Source organism: Psychrobacter glacincola (genome assembly GCF_965118485.1).
In the GTDB taxonomy this organism is placed as follows: Bacteria; Pseudomonadota; Gammaproteobacteria; order Pseudomonadales; family Moraxellaceae; genus Psychrobacter; species Psychrobacter glacincola_D.
In genome coordinates this window covers 55989-79295 of the sequence record NZ_CBCPJH010000007.1, presented here as the reverse complement: position 1 = coordinate 79295, position 23307 = coordinate 55989, and the positions used below count along the sequence as shown (strand labels likewise).

Sequence of the window (23307 nt, the reverse complement as noted above, 5' to 3'; positions counted from 1 at the left end):
ATGTTTGAGCGGTCATTAAGCAATCAGTAGCGATAGAGGTAACACAGTAAATCTATGAAACATACTCATTCAAGCCTGACAAAGTGGTCCATTAGCAGTCGTATTTTTCACTGGATCAGTGCGATTTTATTGCTCGTTACTTGGCTCATGATATTTTTGTATGACAACCTTGATACTAAGCTTTATATAGGGCTACATAAAGCCTTTGGTATTAGCCTGCTACTTTGGATGATAGCGCGGGTCATTAACCGCGTTTTTACCGAAGCGCCGCCTGCCGCAGCGATGCCAAAGTGGCAAATGCTATTATCACAGTTATCGCATTTTGCTCTCTATGCTTTGCTAATAGCTATGCCTATTGCAGGGTTAATGATGTCTCTATACGGCGGTCGACCGGTTGATGTATTCGGCTTGTTTCAGATTCCAGTATTTGTGACTCCCGATAGAGGGCTAGCGCGCCTCTATAATGACTGGCATACAGACATTATTTGGCCCATCATTCTGACCTTTACTGCGCTTCATATCGGTGCCGCTTTATATCATCAGTTTATAAAAAAAGACAATCTGATGTCACGTATGAAATAGTAAAACATAGATAATTAGAAATAGTCATAAAAAAGCCCCGAGTATCATACTCAGGGCTTTTTTTAGTGATTAGAATACTTATTATAAAGTTACTTTTTATGCTCAGGTAAACTGATATTCATCTCAAGTACATCGAGGCTGTCTTCAGAGCGATGATTGATATTCACATCATCAATCTGTACGCCATTGACATACTTATTTACTACTTCTAATATCTCACGCTTCATTTTTTCGATACGGTCAGGAGTTAAGCGATTGCTCAAACGGTTTTCGCTAGCAACAATAACCTTTAGACGTTCCGTTGCCATATTGGCACTGCCTAAGTTATTGTTGTCATCCGTGCCAAATAGGCTGCTCCAAAATCCTTTTTTCTTACTCATTATTAACCTCCAAACCAGCGCTGTAAGAGACTCTTTTTCTTCACATCAATATGACGTAGCGGACGCTCTTCACCTAAGAAGCGCGCGACAATATCGTCATAACATTGACCAGCAACAGAGTCAGTATAATGAATCACAGGCTCGCCGTGGTTAGACGCTTCAAGCACTGAATGACTTTCAGGTACAACACCTAGTAATGGAACTTTTAAGATGTCATTTGAGATGGTTTCAATGTCCATCATCTCATTGGCAGCTGCGCGTTCGGCATTATAACGTGTGATGATAAGGTGCTCACGTACATTACCTTGGTTTTCTTCTACTTTTTTGGTCTGACTTTGTAATATACCAATGATGCGATCTGAGTCACGTACTGATGAAATCTCAGGGTTGGTGACGATGATGGCTTCATCCGCATGATACATCGCTAGCTGCGCGCCGCGTTCTATACCGGCAGGGGAGTCGCAAATAATATAGTCGAATTGTTTAGACAGCTCGTCCATAACTTCTGCCACACCCTCGTCCGTCAACGCATCTTTATCACGCGTTTGACTGGCAGGCAAAATATATAGATTCTCAAGCTGCTTATCTTTGACAAGCGCTTGCGATAAGCGTGCGTTGCCATTGATAACGTCGACAAAGTCATAAACAATTCGATTTTCGCAGCCCATAATCAAGTCTAGATTACGCAAGCCTACATCAAAATCGATAACAACTGTCTTATAGCCACGTAATGCTAAACCGGCGGCAAAAGACGCACTGGTCGTGGTTTTGCCCACGCCGCCTTTACCCGAAGTGATTACAACAATCTTCGCCACAATGGCACACTCCTATGAATTGATTTATGAGTTGATGAAATAGTTATTATATAAAACAGCATATAACAATTAGTATATACGCTGGTCGTCCATATACTTCATATGCACTCTCTGCGAGCCTAAGCCTAGCATAAATATAGCAAAACTTATAGCAAGTCCCTATCAAAGCCTAAAATCTAAAGCCTAAAAACGACTCACATATAGGATCAGCTTTGGTTAGTGATATAGACGTCTGCAGGTGTGGTAAATAGTGGCAGAGCCACAGATTCATCATAGCGCAGTTTTGTTAAATAAACTTACTACAATATAAATTAGATCGTCTCATAATATATTAATACTTTAAAAGTAAGCATATTTATATAAATGACTAGGATTTGATGCCTTTATTTACTTTAGATTCATCAATGATTGTAAATATCAAACCTTGACCTTCTAAAAACCGCACTTCGACTGCTTTATCAATCACATGCTCAGGCAGATTGTCACGTAAGCAATAGGTACCGGCAACCGACACCAAAGAAGGGTTAAAGACTTGGCAGAAGATGCGTGCATCCTTATCACCTGTTGCACCGGCAACCAAGCGCCCTTGGGCACGACCGTAAACATGTAAATTATTATCAGTGATGGCTTCAGCGCCGCTATTGACACTATTGGTTAAAATCAAATCGCCACCAACATGATTAAGGCTTTGCCCCGAACGCAGCATTTGGTCATAGATGAGGCTGGTAATATGCTGAACGCTGATAAGCGTTTCTGCAGGTAAAACAGCTTCATTTGTTGTGCTCATTTCAACCGCTTGATTACTAACTGTTGAATCGGCGTTATCAGTAGTCGTATTTGAGTTGCTTTCAGTAGTTGGCGTAGTGGCGGCAGTTTGGCTTAATTGCGTAACCGCTTTTTTACTAGGTAAAATGCGCTCAATACGTTTGCCATCAGCAGGGAATATCGCCAAGCGTAACTCACGTGCTTGGGCGTCAAGTAGCCCTGTTACCACACCGATAGGTTGCAAACCCCAAGACCAAAGTAGCTCTACCAATGCCGATAAATCTTGCTCAACCTCACTGTCGATGAGGACAGGGATATTACTGTTTTTATTGCTCAGCGTGGTTTGCAATTGGGCAGTAATCGCTGCCACATCATCCGTGCTAAATTGCAAACGTGAAAAGGTGAGCATTTTGCCAAAAAAGGCTAGTGCAGGCGTGGCTGATGCGGCATTAGTCTGGTTGTCATTGTCTGCAATGGTCATAATCTACATCCTCAAAAGGTGGTCATGGTGCGCTATTCATTGATAATTTTATGATCAAATCATTATTTTAAAGATTCATATATTAAAGGGTCTTATCCAAATTTTTATAGCTTCAGTAAGTCTTGATGCTTCCACTGTTGGACTTTTATTTGGGCTTCAAACTCAGTCAAACCATCATCAATAATACTGGCAATTAAGTGGTCTAGTGCCGGATTGTTGGTATCAATTTGCGCAATACCACTGGCAATAGCGACCATCAACGCATCGATACGTTCAGCATCTAACAGGCGCTCATTAAGCGCATATACCACGTTTTCACCAATATTATGTCCGACATGCTGTAGCTGTGATTCAATTAAGCTACCAGCAATCGGTATCATGCGCAGATAGCGGCGCAGCTCTGTTGTATTGGCAAGCCCTTCTTGGATTGCGTTGCCCATCTCACTAGCGAGGATAGCACCGCCACCTGCAGACTCGGTCAGCGCTTTTAGCTTTGGCGCTAGCTCTTGACGCAATAGAGACAGTATCGCGGCTTCAATCTCATCACGATTGCGTGCGATGGTCGATTCGATAAACGACTTTTGTCTTTGGGGGTCGGTAAGCTGTTGACGAAAGGTTTGAATGGTGGTCAAAATGACGCGGTCAGACAACTCTTCCAGCACTAGATCGATATAAAAGTTGATTCTATTGATCCATGGTTGCGGCAATACTTGATAGCCCAACTGATATAAGCGTCGTCCGATAATGACTGCACGGAATAACCGTAGCGCGCGCAATTGTGGGAAACAGCCTAATACTTCGTACCAGTGTACAAAAGGGAAAAAGAACCAGCGATAATAGATTTTTTCTTTGATAGCAATTGCCCAGCGGAGCAGTAACTCTGCAATCAAAAACAAGGTAAAAAAGCCACCCGCGCTACGCAATGAGTCATGGATGTGATTTTGATACCAGTACAACTGATTATCAATTCCAAGCCAACTTGCTGCGTCACTACTAAAAGTACTCATCAAAATAGCATCAGTACTGATTAACAATAAATCAATACTGATAGCGATAATCATCACGATATCATAAGTGAGCTTTAAACGATTTGGCTTGGGACGGTTTGGTCCTAAAAACGGAGAATCTGATAAGCCTGTTGATAATTCTGAGCGTACTGAGGATTGATTGGGTCTGGACTGATTTGGTGACGTTGACTCTATAAGCGGGCTAGTGGAAGAAGAGGCGGGCACAGTCAGTCCTTATAAATGGCAGCAATCATTAACGGCAATACGCCAGTCATGACTAAATAAAAATTGTTTTAATGGTTATCCACATTATCAATGAATAACGCCAAAAAACAAGCCATCAACCATTATAATTTAGTATTTTACCCATTATCTTTTTTAACTATTGCTATATTTTTAATCTGTTTCACCATTAGTCTTAGGATTGCTCTCAAAGTCAGCCAACATAGTGCTGATACGCTGATCTTTTTGTTGCCAGATTTTTTCAACCCAATCGAACATTTGTGATTTGATTGCTTCGTCATTTTCGTAGCCACCATTTTTGATACCGATAAACAAATCATCCGGTATATCAATATAGCGCACATCAACACCCAGACGTTTGATATTACCTTTCCACAAATCACCATAGGTTGGCACGCCATCAGGATAGACGATGGTCATATCCAAGATACCATCGATATCTTCGCCTAAGGCGCTGATTGCCAGTGATAAACCGCCGGCACGTGGTTTTAATAAATGGGTATAGGGTGAATGTTGCTTATCATGCTTAATTTGAGTAAAGCGTGTGCCTTCTAAATAGTTTAATAGCGTAAAGGGTTTGTCTTTTAATAGTGCACAAGCACGCTTAGCTTCTTCGATATCTTTACCTTTAAGTGCAGGGTTTTTGGCAACTGCTTCTTTAGAATGACGACGCATCATAGGGAAGTCTAAAAAATAAAAAGCCTGACCAACAATAGGAATATAAATCAGCTCAAACTTAGTAAAAAACCGCGTAAGAGGTAAGCGTTTTTCGCTGATGTACTGCACGATACTGGTATCAACCCAAGATTGATGGTTGCTGACCAGCAGGTATTTGCCATTCACATGTACGTCATCGGGCAGACTAATGCGCCAATCTTTGCGCGGTAGTAAATTGTCTATTAAGGCATTGTTACTACTAATCCAGTGATTGGTGATTTTAATCACTGTCTTATCTGCGATAGGCGCGCCTGTGATGATTTTCCCTACACCCATCAGCCATAATGGGATGCTACCACCGAAGCTATTGGCAGCGATGACGCCCGTTGCTGTGGCTAGCGACACCGCTTTACCTAATGTAGGTGCGCGTTTGTGTAGTTTTTGCATGGTGGCGTTTAGGCTCATAACCAATCCCTTTGTATAAATATTATAAATAGATGACTAAATGATTTCGGATGATTTTAGCAGAAAAAAATAGAGTGTACGCTTGTAAACGTGACTTGTGGTAGCAAACTATTCGAGCTAGTAAGGGCGATTCTACAAACATCTATGCACTTCTTGTACATAGATGTGACAAAATATTACACAGAATTAGAATGGGTTTGCCATAATATTGACAGTGTAGATAAACAACTAAACGATGTTGCTAAGTGATTATTAAGTGATATTAGTCATGAGCAATTTTCATAAAAAGCACCACTTATCTATTATTTTATTTAAAACTTATGAGGAAATATTATGCGTAATACTTTAATGGTTGCAGCACTAGCATCAGGTTTGGCACTTACTGGCTGTGCAACTGATCCTAACACTGGACAACAACGTCTTAATAAATCTGCTATCGGCGCTTTAGCTGGTGCGGCAGGAGGCGCAGCTATCTCTAAAGCAACTGGTGGCGATAAAACGGGTCGTGATGCGGCTATCGGTGGTGTACTTGGTGCTGGCGTTGGTTATTACATGGAGCGTCAAGCTCGTCAGCTTGAGCAGCAAATGGCTGGTACAGGTGTGACAGTTAAGCCTAATGCGAATGGTAATATTGATCTAGTTATGCCTGGTAGTATCACGTTCTCGTTTGATGATGCAACTTTGAATAACTCATTTAAGCCGACTCTAGATAAACTAGCATCAACTATGAATGAGTATAACCAAAACACCATCACTATCGCTGGTCATACAGATAGCAAAGGCGCTGATGCGTATAACATGAAGTTATCACGCGACCGTGCTTATGCTGTAGCGAACTACTTAAGCGCACGCGGTGTTGCCTCTAACCGTATCAACGTCGTCGCTTATGGCGAGTCTCGCCCTGTTGCTGATAACAACTCTGAGTATGGCCGTCAGCAAAACCGTCGTGTTGAGCTAACCGTTAATGCGCCAAACAGCGTTCGTTAATTTTAAATAATACTTTAATCGTAAATATTAAGGTAGATAATAAAAAGGTCAGCGTAAAGCTGGCCTTTTTTTTGCTTAAATTTTGTCCATCATTATTAAATTATATTTGATAATCGTTATCAATAACATTATAATTCCCATGCGTTGATGAGGCTAATTAATAACATCTTTGCTATATCTCAATATAGGGTTGCTATTGATTTTCCAATATACCTTTTAATAACTGCTATTTTTTTACTTATATCGATGTTACAGCTTTACTTTACCTTTTATTTTATTAAAGCCCTCAAGGATCCATATGAATATCACGACAGTGACAAGCCGTAAAATTTTACCGACTACTTTAGCTGCTGCACTGACGGGGATATTGATGCTATCAGGTTGTAGTAAACCAGCTGATGAAAAATCGGCGACTGATACGACAGCGGAAACCACCAAAAAGGTGGACAGTAAAACCTCATCCGCTGCTAGCCAAGCCCATATGGATCGTTTACTTATTAGCTATGCAGATATGGCGCATGCTGCTTATAAAGATTCTTTAGAGACAGCAAAGCTTTTACAGAGCGCTGTCAATACTTATGTAGAAACCCCGACGCAAGCTAATTTAGATGCTGCAAAAGCCGCTTATAAAGTCGCGCGCCAACCATACTCGCAGACTGAAGTATTTAGATTTGATGAAGGTTTTGTCACTGCCAATGAGCAGCGTAAAATTGGCAGCACGGACAGCTGGGAGGGGCAGGTAAATGCTTGGCCTTTAGATGAAGCCTTGATTGACTACGTAAGCGCTGACTATGAAGGCGAGTACAATAGTAAAGACAACATCATTAATAGCGATAGCATTAGTGTTGGTAGTATCAAGCAAGATACCAGTACCATCACCTCTGAGCTGCTCGCAGAGATGAATGAGATTGGCGGTAGTGAATCCAATGTGACCACAGGCTACCATGCTATTGAGTTTATGCTATGGGGTCAAGATACCAATGGCGTCGCTGAAGGTGCTGGCAACCGCCCGTTCAGTGACTACCTCACGACAGATGGTCAATGCACTAGCGGCGAGAGTGTCAATCCTGAGGCTAGTATCTGTGAGCGCCGCGGACAGTATTTAAAAGCAGCAACTCAACTACTGGTTGATGATTTGACCGCGATGGAAGCGCAGTGGCAACCTGACAGTGAAAATACCTTGCGTAGCGACATGATGGCACGTAAGGATAGCAACAGTCTGCGCCAAATTATGTATCAAATGGGCAGCTTAGCGCTTGGGGAGCTTGCTTCTCAGCGCATCCAGGTAGCGTTCGTCACTGGCTCTACTGAAGATGAGCATGAGTGCTTTAGTGACTTGACACACTTAAGCTACGCCAATAACGCTCGTGGTATCCAAAATGTCTTTAATGGCAGCTACAAAACAGTCGCGGGCAAAACAGTAGGTGGTTATGGGCTCAAAAACTATCTTGTCGATACAGGCAACACTGAAGCGGCGGATAAGTTAGCGGCTGACTTTGCACGAGTAGAAGCTGCCTTTAATGTCATTGTTGAAAAAGGCGAAAAAGAAAATATCAAGATTGATCAGATGATTGCTACCGTAGGACAGGCGAGTAAACAGGGTGTGACGGCTGAAGAGCAAAACAAGCGTCGTGGCTGGATTGAAAGCAGTATTACTAGCTTGCAAGAGCTGACGGCTGGTATTGAAAATGCCGCAAAAGCGGTTGGTATTGACAATTTAGATGCAGATGCAGGCTCGCAGTTTTAATTAGTCGCACATCTATTATCTTAACAGTTCGCTTTCTAGTAATCGATAATGCCTAATGAGTCGTTATCAGTGAATGAGAATTATTTTCATAAGAAAGTAATTTAGGTATAATAAACACGTTGTCAATTTTGCTTGATAACGTGTTTTTTCATAGTGTATTAAAATAGCCCTATAAGTCAGTGTGTAGCTGCGACTTATCGACTAGCAATAAAAAACTTTATAGCATGCGATTTTAATGGTTCTACATTAGAACTAAGGTACTCTATGCACGTCAACAATGGTTTTACCCGCAAAGCACTCTCCATATTTCATTCATCTTTTATCTCCCAGTTCAAAAATGTGTCTGTCGGCATGTCTGTGCCGTTTACATTATCACTGGCGTTAGCAAGTGCTTTGTCACTCAGTGCCTGTCAGCCAGTCAAAGACACGGATGATAATGCCGCTAATAAAGAACGCCAACATTCAGAAAGCATGCAATCTGAGACAGTGACGCCTGAGCGCGTTCAGACGATTGAGTCTCTAGCTGGCGTGCCTATGCAACAGTTGGCAAGCTTTGATGCGCAAGAGATTAAGCAAGGCGGTGATACTGGAATTAGTATTACCAGCAGTGAGAGCTACTCCAAACCTTCATCAAATATCACCGCCTCTCGTAAAGGCAATTTTTTTATTGGCAATGCTTTTTTCCGTCAGCCGTGGGTGATTGCGCCTGCCAGTACTGACAGCCGTGACGGTCTTGGGGCATTATTTAATGTCGCTGCCTGCCAGTCATGTCATGTAAAAGATGGTCGTGGCCATGCTCCCATGACTGCTGATGACGATGCTGATAGTTTATTGATTCGTTTGGCGATGCCAGCCACAACAGATGAGCAGCGTCAGCAGCTAAAGGATTCCCTCATAGAGAAAGTTGCCCATCCTATGTACGGTGGACAATTACAAGACCGTGGTATTCAGGGCGTGCCGGCAGAAGCAAGGATAGCCGTGCAGTGGGCAGATAAGCCTATGACCTTTGCTGATGGGCATGTCGAAACCTTACGCGCGCCAACTTTTCATTTGACCAATCCAGGCTATGGCGCATTTGATGATGAGCTTATGGTATCGCCACGCATTGCTTTACCTATGATTGGACTTGGGCTGCTTGAGCAAATTCCTGATGCAGATATTAAAAAACAAGCCGCCAGTATTAATAAAAACAGTGCTAATAAAAATAGCGATGGTATCAGCGGCAAATTTAACATGGCGATGGATCCGCAAACGGGTAAAGTTGCTTTAGGAAGATTTGGTTGGAAAGCTGGCCAAACCAAACTCATTACCCAAAATCAAAGTGCCTTTAATGAAGATATGGGCTTAACTTCAAATATCCGTCCTAATGAATCGTGCATGCCAATGCAAACGGCTTGTGTGAAGGCGGCAACAGGTGCTGATGAGCAAGGCAATGGTAAGCCTGCGGTTGAAGTAAGTGATGAGGTGGCAAAGTTTATCGAGTTTTATACCCGGAATTTGGCAGTGCCGCATCGCCGTAATGCTGATGATAAGCTGGTACTGGCGGGTAAAAAACGCTTTTATGATATGGGCTGTCAAAGCTGTCATACACCAAGATATCAGCTACCAAAAACTGCTGATGATCACCTTGAGCAGCATGGACAAATAATTTATCCTTATACAGATTTGCTGTTACATGACATGGGCGATGACCTTGCTGATCGTACCATCGCTGGCAAACTACCATCAAAAGACTTGCAAGTTGAATTTTTGGCTAACTCTTATGAGTGGCGTACGCCTGCTTTATGGGGCATTGGTCTGGCGCAAAGCGTTGATTCACAAGCAACATTTTTACATGATGGCCGTGCTCGTACCCTGATGGAAGCGGTATTATGGCATGGCGGAGAAGCTAAAAAACAGCAGCAACAAGTCCTGAAGCTCGATAAGCAAGGACGTGCTGAGTTGAATGCATTTTTAAAATCATTATAAGAGCCGGATTATTGATTGGGTTTTAATGATTGAATAAACAGGTGTTAATAAGGTTATTCATCTTATTAAATTATAGATATAACGATTTAAATAATTATTTATAACATTACCGAGAAATTTATGAAAATAAACCATGCTTTAGCAATGGCGCTATCAGCATTAAGTGCTGGAATACTCATCAGCTGCGTGAAACCTGCTGATGAAACTAAAACACCAAATTTAGACAGCCAAAAAGTGGCGCAAGATAGTGCTGAACCTAAAAGTAGCGAAGGCTCAGCCATTAACGATAGCGATGGTACAGGTAAGGTTGTTGCTGTAGATATTAGCGCTGAAACGGAAAAAACTTATCTGACTCATGTTGCAAATGATATCGTCATTCCTGCCTATGCTGAAGCGGCGAAACAAAGTGATATGTTGCATGATTTGGCTCAAAAGCATTGTCAAAAAGCGCCAGTTAGTGGTGATGAGTTGCAAGCGCTGCGTGACCAGTGGCTAGTATTGGCGCAAGCGTGGGCAAGTGCTGAGATGATTAACTTCGGTCCTGCGACTGCCAGTATGAGCAATCTATATATCAATTATTATCCAGACGAACGCGGTCTGATACACAAGGGCGTTGCAGACCTTATCACCGCCAATCCAAAACTGACCGCCGAGCAGTTGACCAATGAAAGCGCCATTGTCCAAGGTGTACCAGGATTAGAAGAAGTGCTGTATGCCAACGACAGTTTGGATGCTGGTCAGTGCGCTTATATCATCAGCGCAAGTAGTGCTTTGAGTACACGCTTAAAAGATATTGAGAAAAACTGGCAGCAAAATTCAACTGATTTATTGGCGATTGATAAAACGGCTGAAAGCGACCAAGGATTGAACCAATGGTTTAATTCGCTACTATCATTGCTTGAAACTATGAAGACCAATGCTATTGAGCAACCATTAGGTTTGAGTGGTAAAGCGAAAGGTCATCTACCAGCCGCTACAGCTGGACAAAGCCGCGCTATAATTAATGCTAAATTGGCTATATTAAATCAAGCCCTGACGGACCCAGTACTCACCGCCATTTTAGGTAGTAATAATGAGAATGACGTGGCGGACAATCTATCGACTGCGCTCGCTGATACCACCACCTTATTGGCACAAATGCCAGAAGATCTAGCCACTGCCGACAAAGCCACGCAGCAAGAGCTATTTGATCATCTTACTAGCGTTACGCGCTTAATTAAGCGTCAATTGATTCCGGCACTTGGTCTTCGTGTCGGCTTTAACAGTAACGACGGTGATTAAATAATGGCTATTATCAAAGCGAGTCAAAAGGCCTCAGTGAATAAAAATAATAGGGAGTCGTATGAGCTAAAAGCAAAACCGTTTAGCCATGAGCTGCTGACGACCTCACTGCTGACAGCGCTTGGTACAGTGACACTCGTCGGCATCCATCATCGTTATCGTAAGCAGCATCGAACTGATGCGCGCTTACAAGATTATGTAAGCGGTATTTATGCTCAATTGAATGCTTTGCAACCAGCTAATGATTTGAAATCATCGCTCATAAGTTTCCGTTATGCTTGTCAGCAGGCAACTGCCACTTGGCAACAAGCGTACCACATGCCAACTAATGATAAGCAGACTGGTAGCAATGGTTTGACTACCAATGCTTTTAGCGCAATACATACCACAACGCTGTTAGCGCGACCAGTGTACTGGGTTAGTGGCGTGGCTTCTATGCCAAAAGATATCTCATTGCTACATGAGAATAATGAAAATGATTTTGGCGTGGTTGGTATCGATGCGCACAGAGACGTCGTTTGGCAAACTACGATGCCTGAGCGCGTTCATGATATTGTGTTGCAACCTGTGGTTAGTGATAAAGTTAATACGGTCGACAATCATCTTAACCATCATCAAAGTCGTGACGTTATCGTGCTGGGTCGCCGTCCAAGTGAAAGTTTTTGGGTGCTCGATAGCGCAACAGGACAAGTGAAGTTTGCGCTTAAAGCAGCAGACAATCGCCATTTTTATGGTCATGCCTGCTATAGCTTAGATGGCTCAACATTATATGTGACTGAGAATGAGACGCTAAGTTTAGTCGGTAAAATCGGTATTTACGATGTTCATAGTGAGTATGAAAAAATAGCAGAATTTGACTCGTACGGCATTGGTCCGCATGAGCTGATTATGCATTCCGATGGCGAGACGTTGGTGATTGCTAATGGTGGTATAAAAACTGAGCAAGCGTCACGTGAAGAGCTTAATCTTGATACCATGCGCCCATCATTGGTTTACCTAAACCGCCATGATGGGTCATTGCTTGAGCAGGTCTTCCCTGAACACAATCAGATGAGCGTACGTCATTTAGCCATACATAACGATGGCACAGTACTGATTGGCATTCAGTTTCAGGGTGAAAGACATATTAATGTGCCATTAGTATTGACGCATAAGCGTGGTGATACCAGTTTTCAACCCTTGTCGATGCCTAACGATAAATGGCAACGTTTTCATCAATATATCGCTAGTGTGGCAATTGATAGTGAACGTAACTTATTATGTGTGACCACGCCGATTGGCGGCTGTGCGGCAATATTTGATCTCACTACTTATCAGCTGATTGATGCTGTTAGTCTACTAGATTGTGCCGGTGCAGCAGTTTGTTCGAGTAAGATCGACAATGATATTAATAACCATAGTGAATCTGAGAAATCAGGCTTCATGGTTAGTGATGGGCAAGGTCAATTGACCAGATTATGCATCAATCATTCAAAAACAGTAGCCTCGAATATGGCAGCTAAAAAGTATATTGTCACTAAAGACAGCAAGCGCCATACGATGTCTTTTGATAACCACATGCAAGCGCTTTAAAAATGAGCTTGTCACCTGAAAATATCTCACATAGTGCCCCTTTATTAAAGAGCGCCATTCAGCAGTTATCAGAGGCGGGTATAGCGCTACAGGTAACAAAAAAACACGTCAAAAATGTTAATTTCCGCTTAAAGCCCTACACATTGCTAGTGTCTGTTCCTAATTTTATTAGTTCCGCACAAATGGCGCAGTCTATTGCTCAGCGAGTGCCGTGGGCGATCGAAAACCATGGGCAAGTATTGGAACAATACAAGCGTAAACAAAGCAATGTAAACACGTCTTCCACTGCTGATAACCACATCTTACTATGGGGCATCACGCAACCGTTCACTTTGAACCACGATGAAAAAATAGCCTATTATCGACAGCAACTCGCTGCCGTAATACCTTCGTTATTTGCTAAATGGCAGCCCATTGTCGGTGTGACAGCCAATGAGATACGCCTGAAAAAAATGCATACGCGCTGGGGTAGTTGCAACACCCGAGCGCGACGAATTTGGTTATCCATTTATCTGCCTGCCTATCCTATTGAATGTACCGAATACGTCATTGTTCATGAGCTGTGTCATTTGCACCATGCCAATCATAGCGCAGCGTTTTGGCAAACGGTAACGACTGCGATGCCTGATTATCAGCGTTGGCATAGTATGCTGGCAGGTAAAACAGATCAGTTAGATTAAAAATAGGACATAAATAGTGTCAATAGCTTTAACAAGCCTGATATGATAGATAATAATGATACAAATCATGTCATTTAATAAGTAAAGTTGGATACACAAGGATGTCACATGGAAAAGGTTAATCAAGCAGATTTTTGGCAGCAGCGTTATGAGCAAGACAGTATCGGTTGGGATATGGGTCAGGTATCACCGCCGCTAAAAGCTTATATTGACCAATTGCCTGAAGCAGCTAAAGGTCAGGCTATTTTAGTACCGGGGGCGGGCAATGCTTATGAGGTTGGCTATTTATATGAGCAAGGCTTTACTAATGTGACTTTGGTTGATTTTGCCCCTGCGCCGATTGAAGCGTTTGCTGGGCGTTATCCTGACTTTCCCGCAGCGCATTTAATTTGTGCAGACTTTTTTGAGATATCGCCTGAGCAATATCAGTTTGATTGGGTGCTTGAGCAGACATTTTTTTGTGCGATAAATCCTGCGTGCCGAGATGAGTATGTGCAGCAAATGGCAAAATTGCTTAAGCCTAAAGGTAAACTGATAGGATTGCTATTTGATAAAGACTTTGGGCGAAACGAGCCGCCTTTCGGTGGTAGTTCAGATGAATACCGCCAGCGTTTTGCACCATACTTCGATATTGAGATTATGGCGTCTAGCTATAACTCACATCCAGCGCGGCAAGGTAGTGAGCTGTTTATCAAGATGCGCGTAAAAGAGTAATCTCACGCTTGATATTGTTTCGTGCTTGCTCTTCTAAACACGCATGATAATACTCGGTCAGATACAATGTTGGGTGCGCGAGTAATTTCTCCAAAACAACAATGCGCCCAGCACGATAATCTTCTTTTGCTATATGTGCGTATTCTTTATGCACAGCTTGCGCGTACTGTTGATACTCAGACCAAGGCGCACCTAAAGTACTTAAATCCATATCCAATAAATAAGCGGCATCGCTGTCTTTATTTGGATCTGTCCATTCATTAAGCTGATGCGTGGCCGTCATCATAATAAGTGCATAAATATGTTGGCATTGCTCATCACTCAGATAGCATCTTAACGCTGTTAGTGCATATTCTGCACTTTTCAATTCGTTATCTGATCGTGTTGGTTGATATATTACATCATGATAATAAAGTGCCAACGCGATAATATGTGGCTCGTGAAGAGCATGTCGTATCTGCTCAAATTGTGTAAATAACTGCTGAATATGTTTTAAGGTATGATAAGCGCGCTGTGGTTCGTTGTAATAAATGACGATATTCCGCCAAAGCGCTTTTGCTTCTACTGGCGTGATATCGATATTAACAGCGGATAAGTGCGTCGTGAAATGCTTACCCAGCTCAGCCTCTACCTGTGACAAACCAGCCATGTTTAACCTATATTTTTATGGATTTCTATTATTGATAATGCCTTAAGCTTCACTCGGTCGCCTCAGTTTTTCTGAGCAGCCTCTTCAAACGCTTGCTTAAAGAGCTTACCTAGCAAATTGACATCATCAACACGGGCATAGTTCAGACGGGTGACAAAAGCAATATGACGATGCGGACCTTTTTCTGCCAGTGGCACTGCGACTGCATTTTGATTTTGTAGATGCAGCTGATTCAGTGCCATTTCTGGTACTAAAGTTGTACCCATATTAGCAAGTGCCATTTGAATAAGGGTATTTAAGCTGGCATCTGAAAAGCTGGATTTCATTTGCGCACGGTCGAAATGACAAACCGATAACGTCTGATCAGTCAGGCAATGTCCTTCGCCAAGTAGCATAAGATTAGCCGTTGCTAGCTCGTCAGAATCAATGGTTTCGAGCTTGGCATGCACATCGTCCTTTGGAAATACAGCAAAGAAATCTTCCGCCCAAAACTCAAAACTATGCAAACCATCTACCGCATAAGGCAGCGCAATAATAGCGGTATCAATATGACCGTAGCGCACTTGTTCAAGTAAGCGTTCGGTTTGCTGCTCAACGATGGTCATACGAAATTCTGGATAGTGGGCTCGCAATGCAGGCAACACTTTTGGTAGTAAATATGGCGCAATCGTTGGAATAATACCGACGGTCATAGGGTAGGCAAGCGGTGACTGATGGCTATGCGCGCGCGTGGTTAAATCATTGACTTCCGAAAATACGCGCTGCGCCCGTACTAAGATATCTTCACCGATAGGCGTAATCAATACTTGCTTATTGTTACGCTCAAAAATCTGGGTATCGAGCTGCTTTTCTAATTCTGCGATACCAAGGCTTAGTGCTGATTGTGAGATATTACAGTCTTCCGCTGCGCGTTTAAAATGACGGTGTTTGGCAACGGCTAAGGCAAACTCAAGTTGACGTAAGGTAATCATAAAACCTCTCTATTAATAGCTATTTAAGTCAATTGGTTGTGTTTATTTATTTTGTGCATTTATCCAATGAGATGTAGTTACTTACGCATAGTGCACTGATGATAAAAAGCAGAGAGAATAGTTTAACAAGTTTAATAAAACAAAACATCACATTAAAAACTTTTAACTGGATTAACCATAGAATTCGCGTATAGTTTATCAGGTAGCCCAGATACTAAAAGGGTTAGTAGATACAAACCTATAAATAAATTTTCATTAACTTAACATCAATCAATCAAAAAAGGAGCCACTCATGGCGTCTATTATCAATCAAGAAATCCCAGAATTTTCAGCAGAAGCGTTTGTAAATGGTGAATTTAAAACCATCACTTCTGAAGACGTAAAAGGCAACTGGGCGATTTTCCTATTTTACCCAGCCGACTTTACCTTCGTTTGCCCAACTGAACTTGAAGATATGGCATCTCATTATGAAGAGCTAAAAGGTTTAGGCGTAGAAGTGTACTCAGTATCAACGGATACCCATTTCACTCATAAAGCATGGCATGATTCTTCAGAAGCTATTGGTAAAGTACAATACCCAATGATTGGTGATCCTACTGGTCGTATCACTCGTGGCTTTAACGTCATGATTGAAGAAGCTGGTCTTGCTGAGCGCGGTACATTCTTAGTAGATCCTGACGGCTTGATTCAAGTAGCTGAGATTCATGCTGGCGGTATCGGCCGTAGTGCAAAAGATATGCTACGTAAAGTAAAAGCAGCACAGTATGTTCGTGAAAACGACGGCGAAGTTTGCCCAGCAGCTTGGGAAGCTGGTCAAGCGACGTTAAAACCAAGTCTTGATCTAGTTGGTAAAATCTAAGCAATTATTGATTGGACTAAGATTTTAGTATTATTTAAAGCTGTATTTGCTGAGTGATAATACTAAATTAAATGTTAAAAAGAGACCCCGTTAACTTATGCTAACGGGGTCTTTTTATATGTATGAATTTTTATCATACTCATACATTTGAAACAGCAAACGTTTAGGCGTGAGATTGTAGTTTGTTTTTATCAATTATTTTATAAATCTCATCTTTTAGATATAGTTTTCGCCGTTTCATTTGTTCTATTTCTTCATCGCGACTGGCGTGCGTGACCAAGTCTTTATCTAGCTGATTGATCTGCTGGTCTAACTGAGTATGCTCATCGAAGATAGTCGCAAAGTGACTGTCTTTTTGCTTAAGCTCAGCAATGATATCTTTGTTGTCTTGCCATGTATCAGTCTTTCTCATCTTGTCATCCTTGTTATGAAGCGCAAGCTTGCCATAAGCATCGGCGCATTGTCGTTAAGATTGCTGTGATGAATTGCTATGATTATGAGACTTACATTTTATGCAACCAAATCGTTATTTAACTCAATAGCGATAAGGCTTAATGCCAGCAGCAATGACATTTAATCAACACGTAATCAATACGCTTAAAAGCCAATCTGCTATTAGACGGATAAGATTCTTTCTTATTCGACTCACTCGATTGTAGCGAAAAAATTTAGCAGATACTATGGCTATCATCAATTATCCTTTACTAATAGTTTTAAAATTAAATAAAAATAACTATTTATGATTTATTTTACAAAACATAAGGTTTGAGTTTATCGGCTTGCTCAGAACGCTCAAACCCTTGATAATAGACCAATCAAAGGTTGTAGGCGACATGATTAATCGTATTGTTGCGATATGACTTTCTAAAATTTAAGTACGTTGCATAAGTGCTGACGTTACATATTCGATAATAATGAGGAACAATTATGATAGACCAAAGCTTATTAGATGCCGTTAAGAGCTATAGTGAAAATATGACTCGTCCAATTACCTTTGTATTAGGAAGCGGCGAACATAATAAACGTGCCGAGCTGATTGATTTTTTGACCAAAATTGCGGGTACGACAGATAAAATTAATTTTGATAGCACCGCAACCGACGACAACTTACCAAGTCCGATTAGTTTTAAAGTAGTCAGTCATGTTGATGGTGCTTTGACGGATACCGGTATCGTGTTTAGTGGTATTCCAGGTGGTCATGAATTTACCTCGTTGATATTAGCAATTTTGCAAGCCGGTGGTCATACGTTAAAGTTAGACGAAGGTATTCAAAAGCTGATTAAACGTTTTAATAAACCGCTGCAGTTTCAGACTTATGTATCACTATCTTGCCATAGCTGCCCAGATGTTGTGCAGGCGCTAAACCAATTTGCATTACTAAACGATGATATCAGCAATGAGATGATCGATGGTGCCTTGTTCCAAGAGCAAGTCGATGCTAATAATATCCAAGGCGTACCAGCAGTATTTTTAAACGGCAAACCTTTTGCTAATGGTAAAATTGATACCGCTAAGCTGATTGAAAAGTTGCAAGAGCAATATCCTGACTTGTTAAGTGAAGGCAGTGTGGACGACGCTGAGCAGTTAGAGCAGCAAGATGTGACCATCATTGGCGCGGGCCCTGCTGGCGTAGCGGCGGCGATTTATACCGCGCGTAAAGGTTTAAAAGTAACCATGGTTGCTGATCGTATCGGTGGTCAGGTGAAAGACACGCAAGATATCGAAAACTTAATCTCTGTGCCTTTAACGACAGGTGGCGAGCTATCTGCAAACTTTGAAAAGCATTTGCGCGAATATGATATCACTCTCAAAGAGCACGTCAGTGTCAAAGAGATTAGTGAGACTGCTGATGAAAACTATCGCATTCATCTAAATACCGGTGAGACGTTTGAAACGCGCAGTATTATCTTAGCGACTGGTGCTCAGTGGCGTAAGCTTTGTGTTACTGGTGAAGAAGAAAATATCGGTAAAGGTGTGGCTTTCTGTGCGCACTGTGACGGTCCGTTCTTTAAGGGTAAAGATATCGCCGTCGTCGGTGGTGGTAACTCAGGTATGGAAGCCGCCATTGACTTAGCAGGTATCGTGAAGCACGTGACTGTACTTGAGTTTGCCGATGATTTGAAAGCAGATCAGGTATTGATTAATAAAGCCAAAGAAAAGGCAAATATTGACATCATCACCAGTGCAGCGACCCAAGAGATTAAAGCGGCTGATGGTAAAGTATCGTCTATTGTTTATCAGGATCGTAGTAGCAACGAAAATAAAGAGCTTGATGTATCTGCTGTGTTCGTCCAAATTGGCTTAATATCCAACAGTGATTTTGTCAAAGGCTTCGTCGATTTAAACCGCTTTGGTGAAATTGAGATTGATGAGCGCTGCCGTACGGATCGCAAAGGTATCTTTGCTTGTGGTGACGTGACTACTGTACCCTTTAAGCAGATTAATATTGCGATGGGTGAGGGTTCAAAAGCGGCATTATCCGCGTTTGAATACTTGGTTATGCAGTAAGTTATGTAGCGCTAGATTTAGAGTAAAAAGCCACCTCATCTGAGGTGGCTTTTTGTATATAAGTTATCACTTAGATTTGTCAATTTCTTTATGTAAGTTTTTCCAATGATTTTTAATTTGTGAGTCAATTTTACTGTAGCTGTCCATTATTTTATGGGCATTTTTAGCATAGGTTATATAGTTGCCCCAGTTTATGGCATACTTGTCAGTCAGGTTGCCATTGATTTGTAGTACCTTGCTCACGTTTATATTTTATGCAGCGTTTAGCGCCAATATATGAGTACCTTTTATATAGTCTTTTTCTGAAAACTTCACCTCTTGTATCGTTATTTATCTTGCTGCTATAAAATCCGCTTCTCCGCACACCTTTTTTCATTTTTCGATAATAGTTGGCTAGAGAGCTTGTCTTTAGGCGTACATACTTACCGTCAAAACTGAAACCGAGATACTCAAAATTTCTGTTGATACTATTTGGCGTTATTCGGCTATTAAATTCTTGCTTGCAAATAATTCTACCGTTACAGAAGGAGAAGTGAAAAACTTGAGTTTTGTCCTTATGAATTTTTAGTGATATATCTTTAATTTTATTTTCGAAAAGCTGAATAATACGTGATTTATGTTCTATCGAACAGATGACAACCATGTCGCCAGAGTAACGCCGATAAAGCCCACCAATTTTCGATATTTCATCATAAACTGCTTCATCAAAGCCTAGCATATATATGTTTGCTAATGTTGCACTGATAGCAGAACCTTGACAAATGCCATCTGTTACAAGCGTGCTGCCAATTCGTTTACTCGACCTTATTAGCCCTTTCTTTCGAATGGTGTGTATATCTTGCATTTTACAATAGGCAATAGCATTTTTATTATATAAATGCTCAATTCGCTTTATGGATTTATCCGTAACTTTTCCGTCATTTTTTCTGATTAAGATATTGTCTTTGAATAAATTGAAAAGATGCTTTTCTTCGACATAAGAAAATCTAGTGATATTCTTAAACACGTTATAATGGTCTTTTGGTAGGTAATCTACATCAAGGACTTCACACCATTTATTTTTAAGAACGGTATGGTTTAAGCTAGGAAAGAAGTTCTTAATATCAAAAGCTATAGCAACAATACCATTGTCGTAATCTATATTGTTTTTAATATATTCAAAAACTTCGTCTGCGAAGTAGATATTATTTTTCTTAGGAGGTTTTTGAGTGCGGTCAGGTTCTAGTTTTTTTGGTGTCTTTCGGTAAGCAGTAACTACCTTGGTTAGATTTCTATCTTCTAATATATCTTCATACTTTACGTTTAGTACGTGAGAGTAGTAGGCATAAATATTTGAGTCTAGATTATTCGCATAATAGATATCTCTATCTTTTGTACTCTTGTCAGTGCGTTTTCCATTATTTATCAATTTTCCATCATTGTCATACTCTTTTCTATAACGATATCGTAGATATGACTTTATGAATGAATGGAGCGAAGCCATGGACAGCTATTTTATCTCTATTTTTTATATAATGGTCTGTCGACGATTTTCAGAAGGTAGTCCAATATGAGGATATCTTTTAATTTTATACCAGCTATCTAGGTCTTCTTCATTTTTCATATATTTATAATTTATATTAGAAGTGAGGGAACGGGGCTAGCATTTTTGCGCTTAGAGCGATTAATAAAAACGTGATAAAACTGTCCTACCGTTACCATAGGAGGTAACACCCCTTTTATTGGAAATAATTACTTTCATGCATACGGAAATTGTCACTATGATGCTTCAATATGTTGTTACACTAATCGTACATAATCTATGTGCTAACTGCTCACAATATGATACTTGCTTAACTAAGCAGCTTTCTACTTAGCGGCGACCTTTGCAGGTACCTAGTTATAGAACCAAACTTAAATTAATTGCTTTTTCCCTCACAATATTGAATTTAGCACACCCCTGATTTATTGTAAAATTATTTACTAAAGAAATGCAGCTCAATGTGTTTAAGGAAACAAATAGAAAATGCCCATCCAATATTTGGACGGGCATTTTCTATTTTTGCATCCACTATAATCAGTTCTTATTCCTAATAAGCGCAATCACTGGCAGCGCAATCACGTACATTAACACGCCATATAAGGCAGCGGGCAGAGCGATGACCGGTAATGTACTGACGCCCATAATGATGGGTGCTAGGGTAATTGCGGTCGTACTGTTTTGAATACTGGTTTCAATGGCGATAGTTTTGGTATCAAACCAGCTTAACTTTAACGCCTTTGCCGTCAAAATACTGACTATAAATAAGGTAATAATAATCAGCACAAGCTCGAGCCCAATAGCGGCTAATTGCTCTTGTAGCAGCTGCCAATTGGTAGCAATAGCCGCAAGGACGATTAAGACAAAAAAGACACTGGCTAAGCCATTTAGAATACTGCTTCTGCGTACCATAAAGTCAGTGAATTTATAACGAGCAAGCATACCCAAGGTCACTGGCAAAGTAGTTAGTAAAAACATCACTAAGCCAATTTTTACCGCGCTGATAGAGCCTGCTTGGTCCTTCATAAAGTGATTGAAAGCCAGCGTAATCAATATGGGTAAGGTCACGACTGATAACAGACTGACTACGCCCGTGAGCGCTACTGACAGCGCGACATTACCTTTGGCATAGTAGGTGAGCATATTGCTGGTCACACCACCGGGGCAAAAACTAATGAGCATGATACCAAAAGCGATTTCTGCTGGTGGCGACATTAGCAATACCACTACTAAAGCGACCAAAGGCACAAAAATGACTTGGTTGATTAAGCCAACGATAAAGGCTTTGGGGTGACTCACGATAACCTTAAAGTCACTGGGCTTGAGACCTGTTCCTAAGGTAAACATAATATAGGCAAGTGCTAGAGGCAATAGAGCTAATGCGGTATTACTCATAAAACATTCCTTGTAAAATGAAAGGTCATATTTCAATGGCCTTTTTAATAGCTCACATTCCTTGTGGCGTTATATTTCTTCATATTCTTGAAGTCTTGCTGTCATTTAAAATATAGTCTTAAATATTATAAAAGCCCATATATTTATATGGGCTTCTTGGTTCATTGCTTTACGTTATTGCTTATGATATCAGTCGTCCAATAAGTCCATGCGCTTTGCTGCTTCATAGATGCCGGTTGAGCGATTGCCTGTACGGCAGAATATCAGCATTGGCTGCTCAGCTTGATTAAAAAAGTCCGCAAATTCTTCGACGTGAGTTTGATTGAGCTCATTACCCGCAAAAGACACTTCTTTATAAGCGAGTCCTGCTTTTTCAGCGGCAGCAGCAATCTCAGCACTGGTTGGCTGATTCGGCTCTTCACCATCTGGACGGTTATTGATAATGGTTTTAAAACCGTTTTCGGCAATCATTGGAATCTGGTCAGGGGTAATTTGTCCAGTAATACTTACTTGATGGCTCATAAGAGCTCCTTTTATTTATTATATTAAAATGAAATAGATGGTACGAGAATAGGAAGCCTAAGCGCAATGGATAGCTTTCTAAAGATGAAGTGTGTAAACGTTATATTTTTTTATAACCAGCTTTTACAGCTATCTTTATAGCAGCCCTTGCATCAATGCACTTTGATACAGCAGCTTGGCGCGCGCCCCAGTACCACAAAACATCAATATGGGTTTGGGCATGGTACGATAAAAAGCAGCAAACTGTTCGACAGTTGCCATACTCAAACGCTCGTCATCAAATGGTAGATGATGATAAGTTAAATTGGCTTTGGCAGTGGCACGCGCTAAATCACAGCTATTGGGCTGCGTTTCGGTCTCAGCATCAGGGCGAATATTTAACACAGAACAATACCCAAGCTCTGCAATTTTGATACATTGGCTTGGGTAAATTTGCTTATAAATCGTTAAGTCATCGGTCATAGGTGTTTTCGATATACTGTGTAAAAAAGAGTAGAAGATGTAATCAGTTCAAAAATTTTCTGTAGGCTAGTTGATGTT

The 23307-nt window shown here is 41.1% G+C and carries 22 protein-coding genes; 10 read left to right on the top strand and 12 right to left on the bottom strand.

What is annotated here, in order from left to right:
• The first annotated feature begins 54 nt into the window (after positions 1 to 54).
• Positions 55 to 582: a cytochrome b gene (locus tag ACMHKH_RS03930; RefSeq protein WP_413519359.1), complete on the top strand. Its 528-nt coding sequence runs from the start codon at positions 55 to 57 to the stop codon at positions 580 to 582.
• A gap of 89 nt (positions 583 to 671) precedes the next feature.
• On the opposite strand, the gene minE is transcribed toward ACMHKH_RS03930, so the two are convergent.
• The 5 genes from minE to ACMHKH_RS03905 form a co-directional block, all read right to left on the bottom strand.
• Entirely contained in the window at positions 672 to 962 is a 291-nt protein-coding gene (gene minE / locus ACMHKH_RS03925) for a cell division topological specificity factor MinE (protein WP_413519358.1), read from the bottom strand.
• Positions 963 to 964: 2 nt separating this feature from the next.
• On the bottom strand, positions 965 to 1777 hold the full coding sequence (minD, locus tag ACMHKH_RS03920; RefSeq protein ID WP_413519357.1) for a septum site-determining protein MinD: 813 nt from the start codon (positions 1775 to 1777) through the stop codon (positions 965 to 967).
• Positions 1778 to 2144: 367 nt separating this feature from the next.
• Positions 2145 to 3023, bottom strand: a complete 879-nt coding sequence (gene minC, locus ACMHKH_RS03915) for a septum site-determining protein MinC (protein ID WP_413519356.1) — start codon at positions 3021 to 3023, stop codon at positions 2145 to 2147.
• A 104-nt stretch (positions 3024 to 3127) separates the two neighbouring features.
• Positions 3128 to 4255 carry a hypothetical protein gene (locus ACMHKH_RS03910; protein ID WP_413519355.1) on the bottom strand — a complete coding sequence of 376 codons (1128 nt, stop codon included), beginning with the start codon at positions 4253 to 4255 and terminating at the stop codon, positions 3128 to 3130.
• 171 nt (positions 4256 to 4426) lie between these two features.
• Positions 4427 to 5395, bottom strand: a complete 969-nt coding sequence (locus ACMHKH_RS03905; RefSeq protein WP_413519354.1) for an acyltransferase — start codon at positions 5393 to 5395, stop codon at positions 4427 to 4429.
• 333 nt (positions 5396 to 5728) lie between these two features.
• Between ACMHKH_RS03905 and ACMHKH_RS03900 the strand changes: the two genes are divergently transcribed.
• The 7 genes from ACMHKH_RS03900 (at position 5729) to ACMHKH_RS03870 (ending at position 14344) form a co-directional block, all read left to right on the top strand.
• On the top strand, positions 5729 to 6382 hold the full coding sequence (locus ACMHKH_RS03900) for an OmpA family protein (RefSeq protein ID WP_413519353.1): 654 nt from the start codon (positions 5729 to 5731) through the stop codon (positions 6380 to 6382).
• A 298-nt stretch (positions 6383 to 6680) separates the two neighbouring features.
• Positions 6681 to 8129, top strand: coding sequence for an imelysin family protein (locus tag ACMHKH_RS03895; RefSeq protein WP_413519352.1), 1449 nt, complete (start codon positions 6681 to 6683; stop codon positions 8127 to 8129).
• A gap of 264 nt (positions 8130 to 8393) precedes the next feature.
• The gene (locus ACMHKH_RS03890; protein WP_413519351.1) at positions 8394 to 10097 is read left to right on the top strand and encodes a di-heme oxidoredictase family protein; all 1704 of its coding nucleotides are present in this window, start codon (positions 8394 to 8396) and stop codon (positions 10095 to 10097) included.
• 120 nt (positions 10098 to 10217) lie between these two features.
• On the top strand, positions 10218 to 11378 hold the full coding sequence (locus ACMHKH_RS03885) for an imelysin family protein (RefSeq protein WP_413519350.1): 1161 nt from the start codon (positions 10218 to 10220) through the stop codon (positions 11376 to 11378).
• A 3-nt stretch (positions 11379 to 11381) separates the two neighbouring features.
• Positions 11382 to 12950: a DUF1513 domain-containing protein gene (locus ACMHKH_RS03880; protein WP_413519349.1), complete on the top strand. Its 1569-nt coding sequence runs from the start codon at positions 11382 to 11384 to the stop codon at positions 12948 to 12950.
• A 2-nt stretch (positions 12951 to 12952) separates the two neighbouring features.
• Positions 12953 to 13630, top strand: coding sequence for a M48 family metallopeptidase (locus ACMHKH_RS03875; RefSeq protein WP_413519348.1), 678 nt, complete (start codon positions 12953 to 12955; stop codon positions 13628 to 13630).
• Positions 13631 to 13738: 108 nt separating this feature from the next.
• A complete protein-coding gene (locus ACMHKH_RS03870; RefSeq protein ID WP_413519347.1) occupies positions 13739 to 14344 on the top strand; it encodes a methyltransferase domain-containing protein in 606 nt (201 codons plus the stop codon).
• Here the strand turns inward: ACMHKH_RS03870 and ACMHKH_RS03865 are convergent.
• Positions 14322 to 14993: a hypothetical protein gene (locus tag ACMHKH_RS03865; protein ID WP_413519346.1), complete on the bottom strand. Its 672-nt coding sequence runs from the start codon at positions 14991 to 14993 to the stop codon at positions 14322 to 14324. The two genes, ACMHKH_RS03870 and ACMHKH_RS03865, sit on opposite strands and share 23 nt — an antisense overlap.
• Before the next feature lie 62 nt (positions 14994 to 15055).
• The gene (locus ACMHKH_RS03860) at positions 15056 to 15964 is read right to left on the bottom strand and encodes a hydrogen peroxide-inducible genes activator (RefSeq protein ID WP_413519345.1); all 909 of its coding nucleotides are present in this window, start codon (positions 15962 to 15964) and stop codon (positions 15056 to 15058) included.
• A gap of 292 nt (positions 15965 to 16256) precedes the next feature.
• Between ACMHKH_RS03860 and ahpC the strand changes: the two genes are divergently transcribed.
• Positions 16257 to 16823, top strand: coding sequence for an alkyl hydroperoxide reductase subunit C (gene ahpC, locus ACMHKH_RS03855; RefSeq protein ID WP_413519344.1), 567 nt, complete (start codon positions 16257 to 16259; stop codon positions 16821 to 16823).
• 163 nt (positions 16824 to 16986) lie between these two features.
• Here the strand turns inward: ahpC and ACMHKH_RS03850 are convergent, their stop codons facing one another.
• On the bottom strand, positions 16987 to 17235 hold the full coding sequence (locus tag ACMHKH_RS03850; protein ID WP_413519343.1) for a YdcH family protein: 249 nt from the start codon (positions 17233 to 17235) through the stop codon (positions 16987 to 16989).
• 515 nt (positions 17236 to 17750) lie between these two features.
• Between ACMHKH_RS03850 and ahpF the strand changes: the two genes are divergently transcribed.
• A complete protein-coding gene (gene ahpF, locus ACMHKH_RS03845; protein WP_413519342.1) occupies positions 17751 to 19331 on the top strand; it encodes an alkyl hydroperoxide reductase subunit F in 1581 nt (526 codons plus the stop codon).
• 205 nt (positions 19332 to 19536) lie between these two features.
• Here the strand turns inward: ahpF and ACMHKH_RS03840 are convergent, their stop codons facing one another.
• The 4 genes from ACMHKH_RS03840 to ACMHKH_RS03825 form a co-directional block, all read right to left on the bottom strand.
• Positions 19537 to 20739 (bottom strand): reverse transcriptase domain-containing protein, encoded by a 1203-nt coding sequence (locus ACMHKH_RS03840; protein ID WP_413519341.1) that lies wholly within the window; start codon positions 20737 to 20739, stop codon positions 19537 to 19539.
• Positions 20740 to 21387: 648 nt separating this feature from the next.
• On the bottom strand, positions 21388 to 22245 hold the full coding sequence (locus tag ACMHKH_RS03835; protein ID WP_413519340.1) for a bile acid:sodium symporter family protein: 858 nt from the start codon (positions 22243 to 22245) through the stop codon (positions 21388 to 21390).
• Positions 22246 to 22434: 189 nt separating this feature from the next.
• Positions 22435 to 22767, bottom strand: a complete 333-nt coding sequence (locus ACMHKH_RS03830) for a TIGR01244 family sulfur transferase (protein ID WP_413519339.1) — start codon at positions 22765 to 22767, stop codon at positions 22435 to 22437.
• A 135-nt stretch (positions 22768 to 22902) separates the two neighbouring features.
• Entirely contained in the window at positions 22903 to 23229 is a 327-nt protein-coding gene (locus tag ACMHKH_RS03825; RefSeq protein WP_413519338.1) for a beta-lactamase hydrolase domain-containing protein, read from the bottom strand.
• Positions 23230 to 23307: the final 78 nt, after the last annotated feature.